Source organism: Pseudomonas sp. OE 28.3 (assembly GCF_014268205.2).
GTDB classification, from domain to species: domain Bacteria; phylum Pseudomonadota; class Gammaproteobacteria; order Pseudomonadales; family Pseudomonadaceae; genus Aquipseudomonas; species Aquipseudomonas edaphica.
Genome location: NZ_CP077082.1, coordinates 5,448,032 through 5,464,915 on the forward strand (window position 1 = coordinate 5,448,032; position 16,884 = coordinate 5,464,915).

Annotated in this window: 15 protein-coding genes; 8 read left to right on the forward strand and 7 right to left on the reverse strand. The window is 60.6% G+C overall.

Translation table 11 applies throughout. The features are described 5' to 3' along the window. Window positions 1-121: 121 nt before the first annotated feature. Window positions 122-1,441, forward strand: coding sequence for an MFS transporter (locus HU759_RS24460; protein ID WP_017139777.1), 1,320 nt, complete (start codon window positions 122-124; stop codon window positions 1,439-1,441). A gap of 55 nt (window positions 1,442-1,496) precedes the next feature. Here the strand turns inward: HU759_RS24460 and HU759_RS24465 are convergent, their stop codons facing one another. Continuing rightward, complete coding sequence (locus HU759_RS24465; protein ID WP_099549376.1) at window positions 1,497-2,252, reverse strand: hypothetical protein; 756 nt, start codon at window positions 2,250-2,252, stop codon at window positions 1,497-1,499. Window positions 2,253-2,444: 192 nt separating this feature from the next. On the opposite strand from HU759_RS24465, the gene HU759_RS24470 reads away from it, so the two are divergent. Then, window positions 2,445-3,065, forward strand: coding sequence for a flavin reductase family protein (locus HU759_RS24470; protein ID WP_099549418.1), 621 nt, complete (start codon window positions 2,445-2,447; stop codon window positions 3,063-3,065). A gap of 156 nt (window positions 3,066-3,221) precedes the next feature. On the opposite strand, the gene HU759_RS24475 is transcribed toward HU759_RS24470, so the two are convergent. Both HU759_RS24475 and HU759_RS24480 read right to left on the reverse strand, forming a co-directional pair. Continuing rightward, on the reverse strand, window positions 3,222-3,503 hold the full coding sequence (locus HU759_RS24475; RefSeq protein ID WP_017139774.1) for a hypothetical protein: 282 nt from the start codon (window positions 3,501-3,503) through the stop codon (window positions 3,222-3,224). 8 nt (window positions 3,504-3,511) lie between these two features. Beyond that, window positions 3,512-3,853, reverse strand: coding sequence for an antibiotic biosynthesis monooxygenase family protein (locus tag HU759_RS24480; protein WP_017139773.1), 342 nt, complete (start codon window positions 3,851-3,853; stop codon window positions 3,512-3,514). A gap of 328 nt (window positions 3,854-4,181) precedes the next feature. Between HU759_RS24480 and HU759_RS24485 the strand changes: the two genes are divergently transcribed. Further along, window positions 4,182-5,111, forward strand: coding sequence for an AraC family transcriptional regulator (locus tag HU759_RS24485; protein WP_017139772.1), 930 nt, complete (start codon window positions 4,182-4,184; stop codon window positions 5,109-5,111). Between the two features lie 120 nt (window positions 5,112-5,231). Here the strand turns inward: HU759_RS24485 and HU759_RS24490 are convergent, their stop codons facing one another. The 4 genes from HU759_RS24490 to edd all read right to left on the reverse strand — a co-directional run bounded on the left by HU759_RS24490 (window position 5,232) and on the right by edd (window position 10,357). Further along, window positions 5,232-6,701 carry an ATP-binding protein gene (locus HU759_RS24490; RefSeq protein WP_017139771.1) on the reverse strand — a complete coding sequence of 490 codons (1,470 nt, stop codon included), beginning with the start codon at window positions 6,699-6,701 and terminating at the stop codon, window positions 5,232-5,234. After that, complete coding sequence (locus tag HU759_RS24495; RefSeq protein ID WP_017139770.1) at window positions 6,691-7,425, reverse strand: response regulator transcription factor; 735 nt, start codon at window positions 7,423-7,425, stop codon at window positions 6,691-6,693. Before HU759_RS24495 ends, HU759_RS24490 begins: the two co-directional genes overlap by 11 nt. A 152-nt stretch (window positions 7,426-7,577) precedes the next feature. Next, a complete protein-coding gene (locus HU759_RS24500) occupies window positions 7,578-8,534 on the reverse strand; it encodes a glucokinase (RefSeq protein ID WP_017139769.1) in 957 nt (318 codons plus the stop codon). Next, complete coding sequence (gene edd / locus HU759_RS24505) at window positions 8,531-10,357, reverse strand: phosphogluconate dehydratase (RefSeq protein WP_017139768.1); 1,827 nt, start codon at window positions 10,355-10,357, stop codon at window positions 8,531-8,533. Before edd ends, HU759_RS24500 begins: the two co-directional genes overlap by 4 nt. A 221-nt stretch (window positions 10,358-10,578) precedes the next feature. Here edd and gap point away from each other — a divergent pair, with 221 nt between their 5' ends. The 5 genes from gap to HU759_RS24530 all read left to right on the forward strand — a co-directional run bounded on the left by gap (window position 10,579) and on the right by HU759_RS24530 (window position 16,791). Next, on the forward strand, window positions 10,579-11,580 hold the full coding sequence (gene gap, locus HU759_RS24510) for a type I glyceraldehyde-3-phosphate dehydrogenase (RefSeq protein ID WP_017139767.1): 1,002 nt from the start codon (window positions 10,579-10,581) through the stop codon (window positions 11,578-11,580). Between the two features lie 225 nt (window positions 11,581-11,805). Then, window positions 11,806-12,324: a sigma-70 family RNA polymerase sigma factor gene (locus HU759_RS24515; RefSeq protein WP_056858662.1), complete on the forward strand. Its 519-nt coding sequence runs from the start codon at window positions 11,806-11,808 to the stop codon at window positions 12,322-12,324. A 74-nt stretch (window positions 12,325-12,398) separates the two neighbouring features. Continuing rightward, entirely contained in the window at window positions 12,399-13,367 is a 969-nt protein-coding gene (locus tag HU759_RS24520; protein ID WP_186617272.1) for a FecR domain-containing protein, read from the forward strand. Between the two features lie 115 nt (window positions 13,368-13,482). Further along, window positions 13,483-16,047, forward strand: a complete 2,565-nt coding sequence (locus HU759_RS24525; protein ID WP_186617274.1) for a TonB-dependent receptor — start codon at window positions 13,483-13,485, stop codon at window positions 16,045-16,047. 135 nt (window positions 16,048-16,182) lie between these two features. Then, entirely contained in the window at window positions 16,183-16,791 is a 609-nt protein-coding gene (locus tag HU759_RS24530) for a biliverdin-producing heme oxygenase (RefSeq protein ID WP_176992098.1), read from the forward strand. Window positions 16,792-16,884: the final 93 nt, after the last annotated feature.

A 16,884-nucleotide genomic window follows, 5' to 3' on the forward strand; every position in this document is an offset into this window, starting at 1 on the left:
CAAAAAAATCTTGTAACCCTTCTATTCCGGGCCTTCATCTGTTTGGCACAGCTCCTGCTATAGCCCAAACCAGGCTGCGTTCGTGCGGCTCCATAAAAACAACTAGATGAAGGATCCTTCAATGGATAACTCCAACGCCCTGCCTCTGGGGTCGGCGGCTGCGCCGGCTAAAGAGCGCACCACTACCAGCCGTATCAAATCGATCTTCAGTGGCTCCGTCGGCAATATGGTCGAATGGTACGACTGGTACGTCTACGCCGCTTTCTCGCTGTACTTCGCCAAGACCTTCTTCCCCGCCGGTGACTCCACCGCTCAGTTGATGAACACCGCTGCCATCTTTGCCGTGGGCTTTATCATGCGCCCGATCGGTGGCTGGCTGATGGGCCTGTATGCCGACTACAAAGGGCGCAAGGCTGCGCTGATGTTCTCGGTATTGCTGATGTGCTTCGGCTCGCTGCTGATCGCGCTGACGCCGGGCTACGACACCATCGGTATCGGCGCGCCGATCCTGCTGGTATTTGCACGTTTGCTTCAGGGCCTGTCGGTCGGTGGCGAGTACGGCACCTCGGCCACTTACCTGAGTGAGATGGCGACCAAGGAGCGTCGCGGTTTCTTCTCCAGCTTCCAGTACGTGACCCTGATCTCCGGCCAGCTCATCGCCCTTGCCGTGTTGATCGTGTTGCAACAAACCCTGACCACCGAGCAGCTGTATGCCTGGGGCTGGCGCATCCCGTTCGCCATCGGCGCGCTGTGCGCAGTGGTCGCGTTGTTCCTGCGTCGTGGCATGGAAGAAACCGAGTCGTTCACCAAAAAGGAAAAAGCCAAGGAAAGCGCAATGCGCACCTTGATGCGTCACCCCAAGGAAGTGATGACCGTGGTCGGCCTGACCATGGGCGGCACCCTGGCCTTCTACACCTACACCACCTACATGCAGAAATACCTGGTGAACACGGTGGGCATGAGCATCTCCGACTCCACCACCATTTCGGCCGCCACACTGTTCCTGTTCATGTGCCTGCAACCGCTGGTTGGCGGGCTGTCGGACAAGGTTGGCCGCCGGCCGATCCTGATCGCCTTCGGCATCCTCGGCACGCTGTTCACCGTGCCAATCCTTACCACCCTGCACACCATCCAAAGCTGGTGGGGTGCGTTCTTCCTGATCATGGCGGCGCTGATCATCGTCAGCGGCTATACCTCGATCAACGCGGTGGTGAAAGCTGAACTGTTCCCAACCGAGATCCGTGCGCTGGGCGTGGGCCTGCCGTATGCGCTGACCGTTTCGATCTTCGGCGGTACGGCTGAAGTGATTGCGCTGTGGTTCAAGAACATCGGCATGGAGACGGGTTACTACTGGTATGTGACCGCGTGTATCGCGGTGTCGCTGGTGGTTTACGTGACCATGAAAGACACCCGTAAACACTCGCGCATCACCACCGACTAAGGGTTTAGCGCGGTAAAAAATGTGGGAGCTGGCTTGCCCGCTCCCACATTTGGTTTCAGGAAACGTCCGCTATTGCGCTACGCCCATACCGACGCTGCGCATATGCCGCCCCGGCAATCATCACCACCAGCACTGCCGCCAGCACCGCCGATGAGCCAACGGTGCCGAAATCCAGCCCGCCCTTTTCAGAGGGTTTGGTCAGAAAATCGCCCAGGGTCGCACCAAACGGGCGGGTCAGCACAAATGCCACCCAGAACAGCAGCACTGACGATATCTGTGTGAAGTATTTGAGTGCGACCACCAGCGCAATCGCCGAGCCGATCAGCAAGGCGCCACCGGCAAAGCCCAACCCCGAATCGTCCGCCAGGAAGTCGCCCAACGCGGTGCCCAAGGTGTTGGAAAACAGAATCGCCATCCAGTAAAACAGCTCGCCGCGAAAGGTCTGGACCTTGTTCACGTTCAGCGAGTCGCCGCTCAAGCGCCACAGTGCAAAGATGATCATCAGGATCACGATCAGGATCATCGACCCTGCCGCATAGCCCAGGCCCAACGTGCGGTCCATAAAGTCCGACATGGTGGTGCCGGCCGTGCTGGTGGACAGGATCACGATCCAGTACAGCACCGGGTTGTAGGTTTTCGACCAGAGCTGTGTCAGCAGCGTGACGAGAAACACGCTGATCAGGATCATCGAGCTGATGGCGTAGCCGACGTTAAGGGTCATCGAGAGCAAATCCCCGGCGGTTTCGCCCAGGGTCGTTGCGCAGATTTTCATGACCCAGAACGCCAGGGTGATCTGAGGAAGTTTGTTCATGTGCGAGAAGGCTCCGAAGCTCAGTCTTTCAATCAGCCGACTTAAAGGGGTGCCGACCTGGCGCGCAGACTGAACGCGGGGCTGTGAAAAATAGGTGGGCAATCAATGAAAATTCCATACGCGCGATGGAAATTCATCGCTCTGGATTGCACTATGACGGCCTCCTCCAACGCGCAGCAGGAACCCTGGCCCATGTCCGACGATATCCATTTCTACGAACCCGCCAACGGCCACGGCCTGCCCCATGATCCGTTCAATGCCATAGTCGGGCCACGGCCGATTGGCTGGATCTCGTCACACGATGGCGAGGGCCGCCTGAACCTGGCGCCCTACAGTTTCTTCAACGCGTTCAACTACATCCCGCCGATCATTGGGTTTTCCAGTGTCGGGCGCAAAGACAGCCTGAACAACATCGAACAGACCGGCGAATTTGTCTGGAACCTGGCCACCCGCCCGCTGGCCGAGCAGATGAACCAGAGTTGCGCGGCCGTATCACCGGACGTGAATGAATTCGAGTTATCCGGCCTGACGCCGGTGGCCTCGAAAATCGTCGCGGTGCCACGGGTGGGCGAAAGCCCGGTGTCGTTTGAATGCAAGGTGACGCAGATCATTCAACTGCAGCGTGCCGACAAGGGGTTGGTGCCTAGCTGGCTGGTGCTCGGTGAGGTGGTTGCCGTGCACATTGCCAAGTGGCTGCTCAAGGATGGGGTTTACGACACGGCGGCCGCTGAGCCGATTTTGCGCGGCGGTGGCCCGGCGGATTATTTCCAGTTGGGACCGGAGGCGTTGTTCAAGATGTATCGCCCGCGCTGATTCACTGCCCAACACACACAACAGAACCCTGTGGGAGCCGGGCTTGCCTGCGATAGCGGTTTGTCAGCCACCTGATGAGTTGGCTGGCAAACCGCTATCGCGGGCAAGCCCGGCTCCCACATTTGATTTCTGTTGAGCGATATAAAGTGTTCGGCTTCAGCTTGCGGCCGTTGCCCAAGTCAACTGACCGTCTTCGTCCACATCAACCAGACATTCAAGTTGCAGCGTCGCTGCATCGTCGGCGTCGGAGGCGGTCTTGAAGGTCTGGCCAGCCAGGATCTTGTGAAACTGCGGGGCGCCCATGCCATCGAGTGCCTTGACGGCGACGGCGGCGCTGTAGCCACCCTCTTCTTCACGCACTAATGCAGAAACGGCTTCGTGATGGGCAAATTGTTTACGTGCCATGTTGCAGGTCCTGGCCAATGAAAAGTCGGCCATTCTAACCGCTAACCGGCCAATTGCAGGTACTCACCGTAAGCATGGGCGGCGGATGCGTCGGTGAAGGTCTGGAAGTCCATGCTGCGCACTACCATGTCGTTCAACAGCTCAGTAAAGAGCATCAAGGCAGGGGAACTGAAGTAGGCACTCATCGCCTGCTCGCTGCTCCAGAAGCCCGAGACCAGCCATACATCGGGATCGACCTGGGAATGCTGCAACGAGAATTGCAGGCAACCCTGAGCCTGACGGCCCGGTTCGATCAAACTGCTCAAGCGTGCACCGAGTTCGGTGCTGCACCCGGTACGGGCACGGATAAAGGCCATATGGCTCGCGGGAATGGGGGTGGACATGTTCGACTCTCCCGTTGAGAAGTGATGCTCGGCAAGCACTGTGAGGGCGTGTTGCCACAGGATCAAAGATAGCGGCGCGAAGATGGGCGCAGTTAGTCGATTCCTGCAGGCTTATTGCACAATCCTGCGAGAAGCGTAGATAAGACGTCTGGCCCCAGGGATTTATTCCAACCGCATACTCAGTGTTTCAGGCACATGACAGGCCCTGCACTTGCCTGATTCACGCCTTATCGCAGGATCAGGCAAGGATTGTGCAGAATCGAAGTAACACCTTTTGAAAAGCCGCCGCTAAGCTGGGCCCATCAAAGCAGTCAGTAGAGGACGCCCCATGTCGTCGCCCGAAACCAAGCCAATGCCCCTCGATGCCGAGATGGAAAAACAACGCGCCGAGCTGGCCAGCATTGTTCACCGTCATACCTGGGAAGATGGCTCCTACGGCACGGCAATTACCTCGCTGTATCTGAACCGCCACAACACCCCGCGCGATTTCATGCCGGTGCTGGTGGAACCCGCCCTGTGCATTCTGGCCAGCGGCAGCAAGGAAGTGCGCCTGGCCGACGAGATCTTTGCCTACGACCCGCTCAATTATCTGGTGTTTTCGGTGGCGATGCCCGTCGCCGGGCGGATCATCGACGCCACACCGCAAGACCCCAACCTGTCGGTGCGCATCAATATCGACCCGGCCCAGCTCACCGCATTGATCGCCGAGGCAGGCCCGATGGGCGTGCCCTCCAGGCCGACATCGCGTGGCATGTACGTTGACCGCATCGACAACCAACTGCTCGACGCCGTGTTGCGCCTGGCGCGCCTGCTGGACACACCGAAAGACATCGCCATGCTCGCGCCACTCATCAACCGCGAGATTCTCTATCGGTTGTTACGTGGCCCGCAGGGTTATCGACTGTATGAAATCGCCGTGGCCAACAGTCAGAGCCATCGCGTGAGTCAGGCCATCAAATGGTTGAACGGTAACTTCGAACAACCGCTGCGCATTGATGACCTGGCCAGGGAAGTGAACCTCAGTGTTTCGACCTTGCACCATCGCTTCAAGGCGATTACGGCGATGAGTCCGCTGCAATACCAGAAGCAGTTACGGTTGCAGGAGGCGCGGCGATTGATGATTGCCGAAGGGCTGGAGGCGTCGGCAGCGGGGTATCGGGTAGGGTATGAGAGCCCGTCGCAGTTCAGCCGGGAATACAGCCGGTTGTTCGGGGCACCGCCGCTGCGGGATTTGGCCCGGCTGCGCCAAAGTATCTGACTCAACCGGGATCAAAATGTGGGAGCGGGCTTGTGTGGGAGCTGGCTTGCCTGCGATAGCATCACCGCGGTCTGACTGAAAGAACAGGGTGCCTGCATCGCAGGCAAGCCAGCTCCCACATTAGTCCAGGGTTCGCGGCAGTTGTAAGGTCACCCGCAACCCGCCTTCGCGCAAATTCTGCAAACTCACTTCCCCACCATGGCTGTGGGCAATGTTGCGCGCGATGCCCAGGCCCAAGCCATACCCCTGCTGTTGGCCGGCCAGGCGAAAGTGCGGTTCGAAGACCTGTTCCAAACGCTGCTCCGGCACGCCCGGGCCTTCGTCATCCACATGCAGGATGAACTCCACGCCATCGTCCTCGATATGCAAATGCGCGTTCTGCCCGTACTTCAAGGCATTGTCGATCAGGTTGCCGATGCAGCGCTTGAGCGCCAGCGGTTTGCCCGGATAAGGGGTCAGCGCCCGTCCGTGCTGGGTGATACGGCCGTTACCGTTCGGCGCCAGGTACGGTTCCACCAGGCAATCAAGCACGTGGTTAAGGTCGACCGGCTCGATGTTCTCGTGGATGTCGGTGTCTTTGACGCATTGCAGTGCCCCCTTGACCAGCAACTCCAACTCATCCAGGTCACGACCGAATTTGGCTTGCAGGTTTTCGTCTTCCAACAACTCCACGCGCAAGCGCAGACGCGTGATTGGCGTGCGCAAATCGTGGGAAATTGCGCTGAACAGTTGGCTGCGCTCGGTGAGGTAACGGCTGATGCGCTCGCGCATGGCGTTAAACGCACGGCCCACTTCCACCACTTCGCTGCCACCGCCTTCGGCCACCGGTTCCACATCGGCGCCCAGGGACATGTCCCGCGCTGCACGGGCCAGGCGCTTGAGCGGCCGGCTTTGCCAGTGCACCAGCAGGCCGATAAACAGCAACAGGAAACCGCTGGTCAGCACGATAAACCACACTTGCTGCGACGGCAGGCCTTGTTCTTCCAAACTGGTGTAGGGCTCGGGCAGCAGCGAGGCGATGTACAGCCATTCGCCGGGTGCCAGCTGGATTTGCGTGACCAGCACCGGCGGGTTCACCGGCTCCAGGGTCAGCGCGTAATGCGCCCAGGAACGCGGCAGTTCATCGAGTTTGAGGCCCGCATTGAAAATACGCAGGTCCTCGGCGCTGACGAACTCCACCGAGATATGCACGTCGCTGCCCAGGGTCTGGCGCAGCACCTCGTCCACGGCTTGCAGCACCGCCTGCTTGCGCGGGGTCTGCGGCAGAATCTGCATGTCCAATGGGCGGTCGTTGAGGGTCACCACAAACCGCGTGCCGCCCATGCTGCGCAGTTGGTCGAGCACCAACGGGCGGTAGGCAACCGGCAGCGAGCGGAAGTAACTCACGCTGGCCGTCATCGAATGCGCCAGGCTGCGCGCGCTGGTCACCAGGCCTTCGAGCTGGGTGGCGCGCAGTTGCGAAACCCAGATCACGCTGGACAGCGCCTGGGCAAACAGCACCACAAGCAAGGTCAGCAGCAACATGCGCCCAAGCAGCGAACGCGGCACCGGAAAACGCCGGCGGCGCTCGGTCAGCGGCTCAGTGGGCATTGCCGGCAACCACGCTGGCTGCCAGTTGATAACCGCTGCCACGCACGGTGCGGATCAGCCTTGGAGGTTTTTCGGTATCGCGCAGGCGTTGGCGCAGGCGGCTGACGGCCATGTCGACGATACGGTCCAACGGCATCAGGTCGCGGCCACGGGTGGCGTTGCCAATGGTGTCGCGGTCGAGAATCTGTTGGGGGTGATCAAGAAACAACTTGAGCAAGGCAAAGTCGGCGCCGGAGAGGATTACCTCTTCGCCGTCCACGTGAAACAGGCGATGGCTGATCATGTCCAGGCGCCACTCATCGAACACCAGAACGTCGCCGCCACCCGTGCGCTCCTGGCCAAACTGGGCGCGACGCAACAAGGCTTTGATCCGCGCTTGCAGCTCGCGCGGGCTGAAGGGTTTGCCGATGTAGTCGTCGGCGCCCAGCTCCAGGCCGATCACACGGTCGGCTTCGTCGGAACTGGCGGTCAGCATGATGATCGGCACCTGCGCCTGGCGCGGGTGCTGGCGAATCCAGCGGCAAAGGCTGAAACCGTCTTCGTCCGGCAACATCACATCGAGGATGACCAGGTCGCACGGCGCCTCGTTCATCGCCTGGCGGAACCCCGCGCCATCCGGTACGCCACGTACCTGGAAGCCGGCGCGACTGAGGTAGGTCTGCAGCAATTCGCGGATTTCCTGGTCGTCGTCGACGAGGAGAATCGATTTACTGATTACGCTCACGGGGTCCTCCTTGTTGTTATGGCCAAGCTTAAATCATTTGTTGCGTTTGAGGCCCTATCGCAGGCAAGCCAGCTCCCACAGTTGACTGCATTCCAAGGTTGGAACCCGGTCAACTGTGGGAGCTGGCTTGCCTGCGATGAGGCCATCAGCCCCTACGCAAAAGCCTGCTCAAGCGCAACACCGGCCCCGGTCAACCCGGAATACGGCGCCGTCACCAACCACACAGGAATGCCTTTGAAGTAGTCGCTCATGCAGCCCTTGTCGCTGAAACTCTTGGCAAAACCGCTGTTGATAAAGAAGTCGGCAAACCTCGGAATCACCCCGCCCACGATGTACACACCACCACGCCCACCGGTGGTCAGCACGTTGTTACCGGCCACACGGCCCAGCCAGATACTGAACTGGTTCAACACTTCCATGGCCACCGCGTCGCCAGCCAGGCCCGCTGCCGTAATGGCTTCGGGCGTGTCCAGCACCGGCGTGTGCCCGTCGACCGCACAAATGGCGCGGTACACACGGGGCAGGCCGCCACCGCTCAGCGCGGTCTCGGCGCTCACATGCCCAATTTCGCTGTGAATGTGCTGCCACAACTGGGTTTCGCGCGGGCTGCTCAGCGGCAGGTCGACATGGCCACCCTCCCCTGGCAACGCCGCGTAACGGCCTTCGCCCAAATCCAGCAAGGTGCCCACACCCAGGCCAGTGCCCGGGCCGATCACCACGGCTGGGCGCAACGGCTCCGGCGTGCCTTGGCAGACCACACGGAATTCATCGGGTTTGAGCCGCGTCATGCCCAGGGCCATGGCCGTGAAGTCATTGACCAGCAGCAGCTCATCGACCTGCAGGGTTTTGCAAAACGCAGTTTTGCTCAGCCGCCAGTGATTGTTGGTGAATTTAAATTCATCGCCACTCACCGGCCCCGCGACTGACAGGCACACCGCGCCGATGTCCCCGATTTCCAGGCCTTCCTCCTTGAGGTAAACCTTGATGGCTTCCTCAGGGCTGTGGTGGTCCGCCGTGGCATGCACGCGGATCGAATGCAGCTCCTGATCCCGCCACAACGCAAAACGGGCGTTGGTACCACCAATGTCACCGACCAGCGCAAGCTTCACTTAAGCGTCTCCAAGGCAGAGGTAAAGGCGCTGGCGCCCTGCTCTGCGGAGCTTGCGGCCAAGCGCATAAATGCAAACAGCTCGCGACCGGCCCCCACGTTGTTGCCCAACAGGCCCGTGGCAGGCGTGCGCGCTGCAAATTCTTCGGCGTTCACCTTAAGCTCCAGGGTGCCCTTTACGCCATCGACGCGAATGATATCGCCATCCTTGACCCGCGCCAGCGGCCCGCCGCTCTGGGCTTCGGGGTTGACGTGAATCGCGGCGGGGATCTTACCCGACGCGCCAGACATACGCCCGTCTGTTACCAACGCAACTTTGAAGCCACGGTCCTGCAACACACCGAGGAACGGTGTCATCTTGTGCAGTTCCGGCATACCGTTGGAGCGCGGCCCCTGGAAGCGCATCACCGCGACAAAGTCTTTTTCCAGCTGGCCGGCCTTGAATGCATCGGCCAGATCCTGCTGATCCTGGAACACCACGGCCGGTGCTTCGACGATCTGATGCTCCGGCGCCACGGCCGAAACCTTCATCACACCACGCCCGAGATTGCCTTCCATCACGCGCAAGCCGCCTTCCGGCGAGAACGCACGGGCTACGGGGCGCAGGATGGTTTCGTCGAGGCTTTCGATCGGGCCGTCGCGCCAGATCAGCTCGCCGTCGACCAGGAACGGTTCCTGGGTGTAACGGCTCAAGCCCTTGCCCGCCACGGTGTTCACATCCTCATGGAGCAAGCCGGCTTCGAGCAGTTCGCGGATCAGGAACGACATGCCGCCCGCTGCCTGGAAGTGGTTGATGTCGGCCTTGCCGTTTGGATACACGTGGGACAGGGTCGGCACCACCTCGGAGAGGTCGGCCATGTCCTGCCAGGTGAGGATGATGCCCGCCGACATGGCGATGGCCGGCATGTGCAGGGTGTGGTTGGTAGAACCGCCCGTAGCGTTTAGGGCGACGATGGAGTTGACGATGGATTTTTCGTCGACGATCTCGCCAATCGGCGTGAAGTCGCCACTGGCTTTGGTCAGGCGCGTGACCTGGTGCGCGGCTTCGCGGGTCAGCGCGTCACGCAGCGGCGTGTACGGGTTGACGAACGAAGCGCCCGGCAGGTGCAGGCCCATCACTTCCATCAGCAACTGGTTGGTGTTGGCGGTGCCGTAGAAGGTGCAGGTGCCGGGGCTGTGGTAGGACTTCATCTCCGATTCCAGCAGTTCCTCACGGGTAGCCTTGCCTTCGGCATAACGCTGGCGCACGTCGGCTTTCTGCTTGTTGGAGATGCCCGACGGCATAGGGCCGCCCGGCACGAAGATCATCGGCAGGTGGCCGTAGCGCAGCGCACCCATCATCAGCCCCGGCACAATCTTGTCGCAGATGCCCAGCATCAGCGCGGCATCGAACATGTTGTGGGACAGCGCTACCGCCGTCGACATGGCGATGACTTCGCGGCTGAGCAAGCTTAGCTCCATGCCAGGCTCGCCTTGGGTCACGCCGTCGCACATGGCGGGCGTGCCACCGGCGAACTGGCCGACCGAGCCGACTTCGCGCAGGGCTTTCTTGATCTGTTCCGGGAAATGTTCGTACGGCTGGTGCGCCGAGAGCATGTCGTTATATGACGAAACAATTGCCACGTTGGCGGCATTCATCATACGCAGACTATTTTTATCTTCAGTGCCGCAGCCGGCCACGCCGTGGGCAAAGTTGGCGCATTGCAGCTTGCCGCGCATCGGGCCGTCGCTGGCCGCGCCACGAATGAGCGCAAGGTAAGCCTCGCGGGTTGCACGACTGCGGGCGATAAGCCGTTCGGTGACCTCAAGAACGCGGGGATGCATGTATAGAACTCCAGGCTAACGGATGTGGCGACCTGAGAGTCTATGCTGATCAAACGCCCGCAGCTCATGGGATGGCAGGGTGTCGTTTGAATCATCGGACCAGTTGATTCAGGTCACTCGTTGTAGATTGAACAAAATATTGCCACTAAAAAGGCTTGTTTTCTATTTTTATGCGAATAATCTTGTAATTCTTACAACAAATCGACGACAGGCACTTTCCAATGACTCTTCGTATCGCAATCAATGGTTTTGGCCGTATCGGCCGTAATGTCCTGCGCGCACTGTATACCCAAGGCTACCGCCAGGATTTGCAGATCGTCGCCATCAATGATCTGGGCGACAGCTCGATCAATGCCCACCTGCTCAAATACGACACCGTGCACGGCACTTTCGACGCAGAGGTCGCCCACGATCAGGAAAGCCTGACCGTCAATGGTGACCGGATTGCCGTCAGTGCCATTCGCAACCCGGCCGACCTGCCATGGGCTGCGCACAAGATCGACGTAGTGTTCGAATGCACCGGTCTGTTCACCGACCGCGACAAGGCTGCCGCTCATATTACCGCCGGCGCCCGCAAGGTGATCATCTCGGCCCCGGCCAAAGGCGCGGACGCCACCGTGGTTTACGGGGTAAACCATGACATTTTGCGTCAATCGCACCAGATCATCTCCAACGCTTCGTGCACCACCAACTGCCTGGCGCCTGTGGCTCAGGTGCTGCACCGCGAGCTGGGCATCGAAAGCGGCCTGATGACCACCATTCACGCTTACACCAATGACCAGAACCTGACCGACGTGTACCACACCGACCCGTACCGCGCGCGTTCGGCCACCCAGAACATGATCCCGAGCAAGACCGGCGCCGCTGAAGCGGTCGGCCTGGTACTGCCGGAACTGGCAGGCAAGCTGACCGGCATGGCCGTGCGTGTGCCGGTGATCAACGTGTCGCTGGTGGACCTCACCGTGACGCTGAAAAAAGAAGCCACCGCCGAGCAAGTCAACGCACTGCTGAAAGAAGCCAGCCAGCATTCGAAGATCCTCGGCTACAACACCCTGCCGCTGGTTTCCAGTGACTTCAACCATAACCCGCTGTCGTCGATTTTCGATGCCAATCACACCAAGGTCAGTGGCAAGTTGCTCAAAGTGCTGGCGTGGTATGACAACGAATGGGGCTTCTCCAACCGTATGCTGGATAACTGCCTGGCGCTCTGCAACGCCGAGTAAACCGACCCGGTTGTTCCATTGTGTGGACTGGCTTGTGTGGGAGCTGGCTTGCCTGCGATAGCATCACCGCGGTCTGTCTGAAAGACCAGGGCGCCTGCATCGCAGGCAAGCCAGCTCCCACACAAGCCAGCTCCCACAGGAGTCGACGCAGCATCTCAAAGTGCCACTTGCCATTTTAGTTGATGATAAGCATTATCATTAACTGCAAACCGGTCTGGTATCACTGTGAGCCAATCTCGCTTCAACCAAGTCTTTCTCACCCAACGGGTGATTCTGCTACGCACTCTGCAGCGGATGGTGAATAACCACAGCACCGCCGAAGACCTGTTGCAGGAAACCTACCTGCGCGTCACGCGGGCGCTCAGCGAGCGGCCGATCGATCACCTTGAACCCTTCGTCTATCAAACCGCGCGCAACCTGGCGCTGGACCATCTGCGCTCGCGCCGCATCCAGGCCCGCACACTGCAAGAAGATGTGCCGCTGGACGTACTGCAGAGCGTCGCCGCGCCGATCAGCACGCCCGAGGACGCCACCCAGGCCGAGCAATTGCTCGAACACCTGAGCGTCAGCCTCGGCCAGTTGAGTGCCCGCCAACAGCAGATTTTCATCCTCAGCCGCCTGCACGGCTGCAGCTACCAGGAGATTGCCGATCAGTTGCAAGTGTCCTTGAGCACGGTGCAAAAGGAACTGAAATTGATCATGGCTATCTGTGTAGGAGTGGCCGAACGGCTGGATCAGCCTTAAGCTTCACCCGACAGAGGTGTCGACCCAGGCTGTAGGAACGATGAATAGAACGTGGCGAAGACCCGAGGAACACCGTGACGGACCCGAATAAGCTGCGCCCCCATGAGCTGGCTCATGAGGTGCTGCAAGACACGGCCATGGACCAAGCCCTCGATTGGCTGATTGCCTTGCAATGCCCGCAACCCGGGCAGCAAGCCGAGTTTGATGCCTGGCTGGCCAGCGACCCGGCGCACCTGCTCGCCTTCAGCAAGGCCCAGGCCGCCTGGGGCGGCGCGCCGGTTCACAGCGCCGCCGTGGCCTTGGCAGTGCCGCGCAAACCCAGCGCGTGGCGGCGTATCAAGCCGCATTGGAAACCCCTGGCCACCGCCGCTGTGCTGCTGATCGGTCTGTTCAGCTTCAGCAACCTGCCCGTGCGACTGCAGGCCGACCACCTCACCGTCGTCGGTGAACGCCAGCGCCTGCAATTGGAGGACGGCTCCAAAGTGTTGCTCAACACCAACTCGGCGTTTTCCAGCAGCATCAAGGATCACCAGCGCGTCGCCCGACTGTTTCAGGGCGAAGCTTTTTTTGAGGTGGCGCCCAGCCGTGGCCTGCCGCTGGAGATTGACGCCGGCCCCGTGCGCGCCAGCGTGCGCGACACCGACTTCGCCGTGCGCTACCTCAATGGCGAAGCCCAAGTGCAGGTGCAGCGCGGCGACGTAGACTTGAGCAATACCTTCGACGATGCCCGCGTGCGCCTGAGCGCCGGTGAGAGCATCCGCATCGGCCCCAAAGGCTTCGGCCAACCGGCCAAACTGGATGCCGGTAAAGACTTGGCGTGGGTCCAGGGCCGCCTGGTGTTCGAAAACTGCCCGATGAGCGAAGTGCTCGCCGAGTTGCGCCGCTATTACCCCGGCTGGATCGTCAACACCAACGACAAGCTCGCAAGCGTGGCCGTCACCGGCAATTACCGCCTCGACCAACCGCTGGATGTGGTGCGCTCCCTGGCGCACATCACCTCGGCTAAGCTCTCGGAGTACCCGGCGCTGGTCATCTTGAACTAAATGAGAATTATTTTTACTCGATAGTAACCGGCGGTTCGTCTCGTTATAGCCAATGCAACTGATTCCTATTTGATCAGCTCGCAACTATAAGATTCGTATCCCCGGAGCGCTCTCGATGTCCCCTCGTTTCAACCGCCGGTCCTCTTCGCCCGTCCTGTCCTTGCTCACCGCCGCCATCCTGCTGGCCAGCGCGCCGGTGATGGCCGCCACTGCCGCCGAACCGGCCGCGCGCAGCCACGGCAATTACAGTTTCAGTATCGAACAGCAGCCCTTGGTGTCGGCGTTGAATGCCTTTACCAGCGTGACCGGCTGGCAAGTCGGCCTGCCGGCAGAGCTTGGCCAGGGTGTGTCGTCCCCCGGCGTGCGCGGCGCACTCTCGCCGGAAAAAGCCCTGGACCGGCTGTTGCTGGGCACCAACCTGAGCTACCGCAAACTGGGCAATAACAACATCGTGCTGGAAAAGCGCCCAGCGGGCAGCACGCTCAATCTGCAGCAGGTGACCATCAGCGCCACCCGCAGTGAGCAGGACGTCAACAGCGTGCCAAGCACCGTTACTGTGCATGCGCGTGAGGAGCTGGACCGCCAGAACGTGAACACCATCCGTGAACTGGTGCGTTACGAGCCCAACGTGTCGGTCGGCGGCGCAGGCACCCGCGCCAGCAACGCTGGCTACAACATTCGCGGCATCGACGGCGACCGTATCCTCACTCAAGTGGACGGCGTGGAAGTGCCGGACAACTTCTTCAACGGCCCGTACGCCAAAACCCGCCGTAACTACGTCGACCCGGAAATCGTCAAGCGCGTCGAGATCCTGCGCGGCCCAGCCTCGGCACTGTACGGCAGCAGCGCCATCGGCGGCGCGGTGAGCTACTTCACCCTCGACCCGGACGACATCATCAAGCCCGGCCAGGACGTCGGCGCCCGCCTCAAAACCGGCTACAGCTCCGCCGACGACAGCTGGCTGACCTCCGGCACCGTCGCCGGCCGCGTGCAGGACTTCGACGGTTTGCTGCACCTGAGCCAGCGCAATGGCCATGAAATGGAGTCCTACGACGGCAACAACGCCACCGGCCTGGCCCGCACCGGCGCTAACCCGGAAGATGCACGTACCACCAATATCCTGGCGAAAATGGGCTGGAATTATGGCGATGACAATCGGCTGGGATTGACCTACGAGAAGTTCAAGGATGATCGCGATGTCAATCTGAAGAACGCCGTGGGCGGCCCCTTCGTCGGCGGGCGTGGCTTCAATTTCTACCGTGGGCGTTCGGGTAACGACACCATCACCCGTGAACGCTTCGGCATCGAAAACCGCTTTGCCCTCGACTCGCCGATAGCCGATCAGATCAAGACCAGCCTCAACTACCAGATCGCCAAGACTGACCAGAGCACCGCTGAAATCTACCAGCCATCGCGCCGCGTCATGCGCGCCCGCGACACCCTGTACGAAGAAAAACAGTGGGTCTTCGACGCACAGCTGGACAAGGCGTTCAACCTCGGTGAAACCGATCACCAAGTGACTTACGGCACCACCCTCAAGCAGCAGAAAGTCAGCGGCTCGCGCGAAGGCTCGGCCTACTGCCTCGCCGTCGGCTCAGGTTGCACGGCGATCGGCGCGCCCAGCCCGTCTGCCGGCGACAGCGTGAAAAAGTCCAGCGACTTCCCGGACCCGACCATCAACACTTACTCGCTGTTCGCCCAGGACCAGATCACCTGGGACAAATGGACCTTCCTGCCCGCCGTACGTTACGACTACACCCGGCTCAAGCCCAAGCTGACCCAGGAATTCCTCAACACCGTCAACCCGACCGGCGCCTACCCGGTCAGCGACAAAGAAAAAACCTGGCACCGCGTCACGCCAAAATTCGGCCTGACCTACGCGCTGACCGATCAATACACCTGGTTCGGCCAGTACGCCGAGGGCTTCCGCACCCCGTCGGCCAAAGCGCTGTATGGCCGTTTTGAAAACCTCAACCTGGGCTACACCGTCGAGCCAAACCCGAACCTCAAGCCGGAAACCAGCAAGGGCATCGAGACCGGGATTCGTGGCCAGTTCGATGAGGGCTCCTTCGACATCGCGGTGTTCTACAACAAGTACCGCGACTTTATCGACGAAGACGCCTCGGTCGCCGGCGGCGACATCCAAACTTTCGAAGCCAACAACATCAAGCACGCCACCATCAAGGGGGTTGAGGCCAAAGGCCGCCTGAACCTCGATGCGTTCGGAGCGCCACAAGGCCTCTACACCCAAGGTTCGGTGGGCTACACCTACGGCCGCAACGACGACAACGGCGAGCCGCTCAACAGCGTCAACCCGCTTAAAGGCGTATTCGGCCTGGGCTACGAGCAAGAGCAATACGGCGCGCTGGTCAGCTGGACGCTGGTGAAAAAACAGAACCGTGTCGACAGCACCACCTTCCACGCGCCGGATGGCAGCACCAGCGCTCCGTTCAAGACCCCAGGCTTTGGCATCGTCGACCTCACCGGTTTCTACAAAGTCACCAACGACGTGACCATCAACGGCGGCCTCTACAACCTCACCGACAAGAAGTACTGGAACTGGGATGACGTGCGCAGCTACGACGGCGTCGGCGAAGCCGGCGTGACCGCGCCGGCCAACCTCGACCGCCTGACTCAGCCGGGTCGCAACTTCGCGATCAACCTGATCTGGGACATCTGACAGCCGCCCTCACCTTGCCGCCCTTTATCAGCGGCGAGGTGAGGTTTTTTTACTGTGCCGCGTCTTCTTGTTCGTCTAGTTGATAACAGCTCTCTTTAGAGCACCCAGGCGCGCCCCTTCTCAAGGATTTTTTCGATGACCGCTTCTCCTACCGCAGAACGCCCAAACCTGCGCTCCCAGCGCCTGAACCAGATCACCCACGCGCCACACACCAAGCTCGACGCGCTGGTCAAAGCCCACGCGCCGTTTGAAACTCCAGCCAACTTCGCCCGTTTTGTAGTGGCGCAGTACCTGTTCCAGTCGGAACTGGTGGCGCTGTACAACGACCCCGAGTTGATCAAGATCGTCCCGGACCTGGCTGAGCGCTGCCGCGCCGACGCCGCCAAACTCGACCTGGCCGACCTGGAAACCGACGTGCCAGCACCGGTTGCCGGCGCCGTGAAAAACCCGAGCAAAGCCGAAGCCCTGGGCTGGTTGTTCGTGTCCGAAGGCTCCAAGCTGGGCGCTGCATTCTTGATCAAGCGCGCCGTGGGCCTGGGCCTGAGCGAAACCTTCGGTGCCCGTCACTTGGGCGAGCCGGCCGGTGGCCGCGCTGAAGGCTGGAAGCGCTTCACCCGCACCCTCGACGGCCTGGAGTTCAGCGCCGAAGAAGAAGCGGCGGCAGAAAAAGGTGCCATCGACGCGTTTGTGCGCTTCACCGTGCTGCTGGAACAGGCGTACGCTAGCGCCCCTGAACTGGCGTAACAGGCCACGATGGGCGCTGGCTTGTGTGGGAGCTGGCTTGTTGTGGGAGCTGGCTTGCCTGCGATGCGCTCACCTCGGTCTACCTGTCAGACC